The organism is Polaromonas sp. P1_E1_2 (assembly GCF_056406035.1).
In genome coordinates, this window is record NZ_JBFUAZ010000244.1 from 1 (window position 1) to 5,772 (window position 5,772).

Consider the following 5,772-nt stretch of genomic DNA (forward strand, 5'->3'; position numbering starts at 1 on the left):
GAAGGAACACAGCATGCAGGGATTTCTCAAGATCGAAGGGCTGAGCAAAGACTTCAGCACCACCCTGCCCGCACGGCCGGTGTTTGCCGACGTGTCTTTCAGCATCAGCAAAGGCGAGTTCGTCTGCATCATCGGCCACTCGGGCTGCGGCAAGACCACCATCCTTAATGTGCTGGCCGGGCTGGACAGCGCCACCGCCGGCCATATCTTCATGGAAAACCGCGAGATAGGCGGCCCCAGCCTGGAGCGCGGCGTGGTGTTCCAGAGCCATGCACTCATGCCCTGGCTCACCGTGCGCAAGAACATCGCGTTTGCGGTGGTGTCACGCTGGGCCGATTGGACTTCGGCACAAGTCAATGCGCATGTGGAAAAGTTCGTTGCCATGGTGGGCCTGACACCCGCCATCGACAAAAAAACGTCGCAGCTCTCAGGCGGCATGAAGCAACGCGTAGGCATCGCACGCGCCTTTGCCATCCAGCCCAAGATGCTGCTGCTCGACGAACCCTTCGGCGCACTCGACGCGCTGACGCGCGGCACCATCCAGGACGAACTCATGGCCATCGTGCGCGAGACGCAGCAAACCGTCTTCATGATCACCCACGACGTGGACGAAGCCATCCTGCTGGCCGACCGCATCCTGCTGATGAGCAACGGCACCGACAACGATGGTGTCTACGCACCGGGCCGCATCGCAGAAGAAGTCATCAACCCGCTGCCCCGCGAGCGTACCCGCGCCGGCCTGCATCACCTGCCCGGTTACTACGACCTGCGCAACCACATCGTCGATTTCCTCGTCACCCGCGCCAGGGCGCATTGACTATTCCCGCTTTTCACTTCACCCATCTCACATACAGGAGCAAACCATGAACCGCAATGACATCACCGAAAAAATTATTACCGTCAAAGTCAGCAAAGGCCTCACCTGGGAGTCCGTCGCCAAGAAGGTGGGCCTCAGCAAGGAATGGGTCACTGCCGGCTGCCTGGGCCAGATGACCTTTGACGCCAAGCAAGCCAAAGTCATCGGCAAGATTTTTGGCCTCACGGCCGAAGAACAAAAGTGGCTGCAGGTCGTTCCCTACAAAGGCTCACTGCCCACACCCATCCCCACCGACCCACTGATCTACCGCTGGTACGAAATCGTCAGCGTCTACGGCACCACGATCAAGGAGTTGATCCACGAAGAATTCGGCGACGGCATCATGAGCGCGATCGACTTCAGCATGGACATCGTCCGCCAGCCGGATCCCAAGGGTGACCGGGTGAATGTGGTGTTGTCTGGGAAGTTCTTGCCGTACAAAACGTATTGATATCAGCTAGCGCTGCGGAGAGGCCGGATCGTTGTCGCTACGACCTACTTCGTGCCAATGGCCTGTTGAATTGCACTGAAGTCTGACCCGAGTTTTCCATCGAATATTGACCCACACTCTTTGTGAGCAGAACGTGCTCACGATGTGGATAAGTTCTTTATCTTCTCCTTGTGTGGATCTGCCTCAAAGTGCGCCGCTGTTTCCGCGATTTTGTTGCCTCGATCACTAGCCAGGTGGCCAGCTTCTCGGCGTAGGGATCGAGCTTGCTAGGGGTTGCCCGCCTTTGGTAGCTAGGCTCGCTCTCTTCCGATCGCAGGTGCTTCTTCACTGTGTTGCGAGCCAGGCCTGTACGCCTTGAGATCTCGCGGATGGACATCTGATCCCGCAATGCCCATCGCCTGATGACATTCAATGTCGCCACGTCTATCACTCCTAATTTCCCCTGCTTTTAAAACAAGCAGGGTAGTGCCTACGTGGGTCAGTTTTGGATGGAAATTACTGCGCTAAGTGGGTCAGATTTCGACGGAATTCAACAAGGTGGAATCCGAATGTGGCTTACGAAGATCGTTATGTCGCAACTACCATCAGGCTTATTTACGGATATCTTGGCGCGATCACCACCTCCGCCGCACTCCAGATGGACTTTGGTTTCCTTGTAGACAAGGTCATACATCTCGGGGATTTCAAATGAGCCGCCTCCCATAGCCCTCAATATCACGCTCTTGTCTTCGTTAACCACCCATTGGCCGAATTTGGTCAAGCGCTCCTTATTGGACTCCGTATCGTCCCAGTAACGATCTATCAGCGGTCGGTCAGTCTCCACGATCTTCTCCTGCCGCAATTTCGAGTTGCAAAGGAAGCTTGCATCGAAGCTGAGTGTCCTCATTGGGTGTCGCCTAACGTTGAGATTCAGCGGCTACCTCAGGCAGTCCGTTGTGATGACGGGTTGAAACGCATTTCATGAAGGCCTATTCTGCGTTCTAACTTTGATATGTCCAACAAAACCGCGGAATAGCATGGCCTTGGGTTTCTGAAATTCTTCGTGAGAAACAGCAGATTACATCAACCCCACTAGAAAAAAGCACGCAGGGAGATTGAATTCGACAAAGTCGCCGACGATCTGGGCGCGCCTACATCGCCCATCGCTCCGATGTAAAGGCAAAATGCCACACATGAACTCCCTATCCGGCATCCGCATCCTAGACCTCTCCCGCGTACTCGCAGGCCCCTGGTGTACCCAGACCCTGGCCGACCTGGGCGCCGATGTCATCAAGATTGAACGCCCCGGCACGGGCGACGACACGCGCACCTGGGGCCCCCCGTTTTTGAAGGATTCGCAGGGCGCGGATACCGAGGCGGCGTATTACCTGGGCACGAACCGCAACAAGCGCTCTGTCACCTGTGACATCGCGCAGCCTGCGGGCCAGGCGCTGGTGCGTGAGCTGGCCGCGCATTGCGACGTGTTTGTCGAGAACTTCAAGGTGGGCGACATGGCGCGCTATGGGCTGGACTATGCGTCGCTCAAAGCCATCAATCCGCGCCTCGTGTATTGCTCAGTCACGGGCTTTGGCCAGAACGGGCCTTATGCCGACCGTGCGGGGTATGACTACGCGATCCAGGGCATGGGCGGGCTGATGAGTGTGACCGGCGAGCGCGACGACCTGGGGGGCGGGCCGCAGAAGGTGGGTGTGGCGGTGGCGGACTTGATGACGGGCATGTATGCGACGGTGGCGATACTGGCCGCGCTGCGCCATGCCGAGAAAACCGGCGAGGGCCAGCAGGTCGACATGGCGCTGCTGGACACGCAAGTGGCCATGTTGGCCAATCTGGGCGCCAACTATTTAGTCAGCGGCAAGGCGCCGGGCCGGGCGGGCAATGCGCATCAGAACATCGTGCCTTACCAGGTGTTTGAAGTGGCACCGGCCGCAGACGGAACCAAGGACCATTTGATTCTGGCGGTGGGCAATGACTCGCAGTATGCGAAGTTTTGCGCCGTGGCCAACATTCCGGAGCTGGCGACCAACCCGCTTTTTGCGAAGAACCGCGACCGCGTGCAGAACCGCGGCCAACTGGTGCCGATTCTGGAAGCGGTGATGAAAACGCGCAGCAAGGCCGACTGGCTGGGTGCGCTGGAGGCGGCAAAAGTGCCTTGCGGCGCCATCAACAGCCTGGCAGAGGTGTTTGCAGACCCGCAGATCGAGGCGCGCAAGATGGTGACCGAGTGGAAGCATCCGGTGAAGGATGATTTGAAGCTGGTCTCCAGCCCTATCCGCATGAGCGCGACGCCGGTGCGCACCGACCTGCCGCCGCCACTGCTGGGCCAGCATACCGAAGAGGTGCTGCGCAGTGTGCTGAACTATTCGGACGCCCAGCTATCTGAACTGAAGAGTGGCAAGATCATTTGATGCAGCAACCTTTAACAAGGAGGTGACGCAATGAAACACAATTTCGTTCTGGTCCACGGCGCGTGGCATGGCGGCTGGTGCTGGCGGCGCGTGGCGCAGGCGCTGCAGCTGGACCACCACAAGGTGTTCACRCCGACACTGACCGGCCTGGGCGAGCGCGCCCATTTGCTTTCACCCACGATCAACCTCGACACGCACATCAACGACGTGATCAACCTGATCGAGGCGGAAGAGCTGCATGAGGTGACGCTCGCGGTGCATTCCTATGCCGGCATGATCGGCACGGCTGTCACTGACCGCATGCCCGACCGCATCAAGCATCTGGTGTATGTGGATGCGGTGGTGCCCAAACCCGGCGAGAGCTGGAGCAGCACACAGGCCAGCGCCACGCAGCAGCAGCGCATGGCGGCGGCGCAGGCTTCACCCAGCTTCAGCTTTCCGGCGCCCGACCCGGAGGTGTTCGGCCTGCACGATGCCGACCGCGAATGGGTCAAGCGCCGACAGACGCCGCACCCCGGCAACACCTACCAGGCACCGCTGCACTTTGACATGCAGCGCGTAGCCGCCGTGCCGCGCACTTTCGTCAACTGCACGCAGCCCGCCCTAGCCACCATCGAACCCAGCCGGCTGCGCGTGAAAGACCCGAAATTCTGGGACGGCGCGTGGCTGCCGAATTCGCGCGTGGTGGAAATCAAAACCGGCCATGACCCCATGATCAGCGAGCCCGCTGCGCTGACAAAGATTTTGCTGGAAAGCGCTGAATGAGCCCGATGGGCCGCCGCCAGTTCACAGCCATGCTGGCAGCCGGGCTGGTCGTGCCCCAGCTCGCGCTGGCCAAAGACACGGCCTTGCCTGTGCCTGCATCTTTGCCGGCGGCCGCTGGAATCGCCTTCGCCAAAAATGAACCACTCGTGCTGTTGGTCAGCCTGCCCGGCTGCCCATTCTGCGAGCTGGTGCGGCGCAACTACCTGCTGCCAGGGCAACGCGATGGCAACCTGCACGCCTGGCAGCTCAACATCAGCGACCGCACGACACCGTTGACCGGCTTTGACGGCCAGGTGACGACAGCCGCCGCCCAGGTTGCGGCATGGAAGGCCGGCTTCACCCCCACAGTGCTGTTTCTGGGCCCGGCCGGGCAAGACCTGGCGGAACGGCTGGTCGGCCTGGCATCTACCGACTTTTACGGCGCCTACCTGGAAGAGCGGCTGGCACAGGCGCGCAAAGCTGTGCTGGCGCTCAGGTGAATGAAATGCGGGCCGCCAAATTCGCAGGCGTGGGGTTTTCTGCTTGCTATTGTTTTGGTAGCTGCTCGCGCCCGTTCTTATTGGGCTGAAGGCCTTTTTCATGCTCAAAAACGCCCTAAAAATGGCCCCACAAACGATTCTGGCGTGCCGCGCAGCGTTTTTCGCCCCCGCACAACCATCTGCCAGCCGTCACCCGCATGACTGACGAGGAATCGCTGCTCGCCGCTATCTATGAAGAAGTGGTCTTGCAGGCCTATAACCCGGCCTGGCCCCTGCAGTTTGTGGCTGAGCGGGACCGCCTGCTTGCGCTCTCCCCTCAGCTGCCGGCCCGCCTGATCGACATCCAGCACATCGGCAGCACAGCCGTGCCCGGCCTGGCGGCCAAACCGGTGATCGACATGCTGGCCGGTGTGGAATCCATGGCGGCGGCCGAGGCGCTTTCGGCGCCGCTGTGCGCCAACGGTTACACGACCTCCRCTGAATTCAACGCCTCGCTGACCGACCGTAAGTGGTTCATGCGCTGGGCGCGCGGGCGGCGCACGCATCACTTGCATCTGGTGGTGCACGGCGGCGAGGTGTGGGCGCAGCGCCTGCGTTTTCGCGACGCCCTGCGTTCGGACCCTGCGCTGGCGGCGCGCTATGCCGCGCTCAAGGCGGAACTGGCGGCACGGCACCCGGGTGACCGCGAGGCTTATACCGATGCCAAAGCCGCGTTTGTGCAGGCGGCCAGCGAAGGCTGAGCCTCCCTGCTTCCTACTATTAAGCCGCTGAATCAACCCGCTAGACCTGTACTGAACGCCCTATTCACGCTTGGCA

7 protein-coding genes and 1 pseudogene are annotated in these 5,772 nt (G+C 60.3%); 6 read left to right on the forward strand and 2 right to left on the reverse strand.

What is annotated here, in order from left to right; all coding sequences use genetic code 11:
* The first annotated feature begins 13 nt into the window (after positions 1–13).
* Positions 14–817: an ABC transporter ATP-binding protein gene (locus AC1D1P_RS12595; RefSeq protein ID WP_477673218.1), complete on the forward strand. Its 804-nt coding sequence runs from the start codon at positions 14–16 to the stop codon at positions 815–817.
* Between the two features lie 46 nt (positions 818–863).
* Complete coding sequence (cynS, locus tag AC1D1P_RS12600) at positions 864–1,307, forward strand: cyanase (RefSeq protein ID WP_477673212.1); 444 nt, start codon at positions 864–866, stop codon at positions 1,305–1,307.
* A gap of 172 nt (positions 1,308–1,479) precedes the next feature.
* Here cynS and AC1D1P_RS12605 read toward each other — a convergent pair.
* Positions 1,480–1,737 (reverse strand): annotated as a pseudogene (locus AC1D1P_RS12605) (IS21 family transposase); the annotation flags it as partial.
* 99 nt (positions 1,738–1,836) lie between these two features.
* Positions 1,837–2,130: a hypothetical protein gene (locus AC1D1P_RS12610; RefSeq protein WP_477673213.1), complete on the reverse strand. Its 294-nt coding sequence runs from the start codon at positions 2,128–2,130 to the stop codon at positions 1,837–1,839.
* Positions 2,131–2,479: 349 nt separating this feature from the next.
* Here AC1D1P_RS12610 and AC1D1P_RS12615 point away from each other — a divergent pair, with 349 nt between their 5' ends.
* The 4 genes from AC1D1P_RS12615 (at position 2,480) to AC1D1P_RS12630 (ending at position 5,696) form a co-directional block, all read left to right on the forward strand.
* Positions 2,480–3,712, forward strand: coding sequence for a CaiB/BaiF CoA transferase family protein (locus AC1D1P_RS12615; RefSeq protein ID WP_477673214.1), 1,233 nt, complete (start codon positions 2,480–2,482; stop codon positions 3,710–3,712).
* Between the two features lie 30 nt (positions 3,713–3,742).
* Positions 3,743–4,477, forward strand: a complete 735-nt coding sequence (locus tag AC1D1P_RS12620; protein ID WP_477673215.1) for an alpha/beta fold hydrolase — start codon at positions 3,743–3,745, stop codon at positions 4,475–4,477.
* Positions 4,474–4,956 carry a thioredoxin domain-containing protein gene (locus tag AC1D1P_RS12625; protein WP_477673216.1) on the forward strand — a complete coding sequence of 161 codons (483 nt, stop codon included), beginning with the start codon at positions 4,474–4,476 and terminating at the stop codon, positions 4,954–4,956. The genes AC1D1P_RS12620 and AC1D1P_RS12625 overlap by 4 nt, the downstream gene beginning before the upstream one ends.
* Positions 4,957–5,153: 197 nt before the next feature.
* The gene (locus AC1D1P_RS12630; protein ID WP_477673217.1) at positions 5,154–5,696 is read left to right on the forward strand and encodes a GrpB family protein; all 543 of its coding nucleotides are present in this window, start codon (positions 5,154–5,156) and stop codon (positions 5,694–5,696) included.
* Positions 5,697–5,772: the final 76 nt, after the last annotated feature.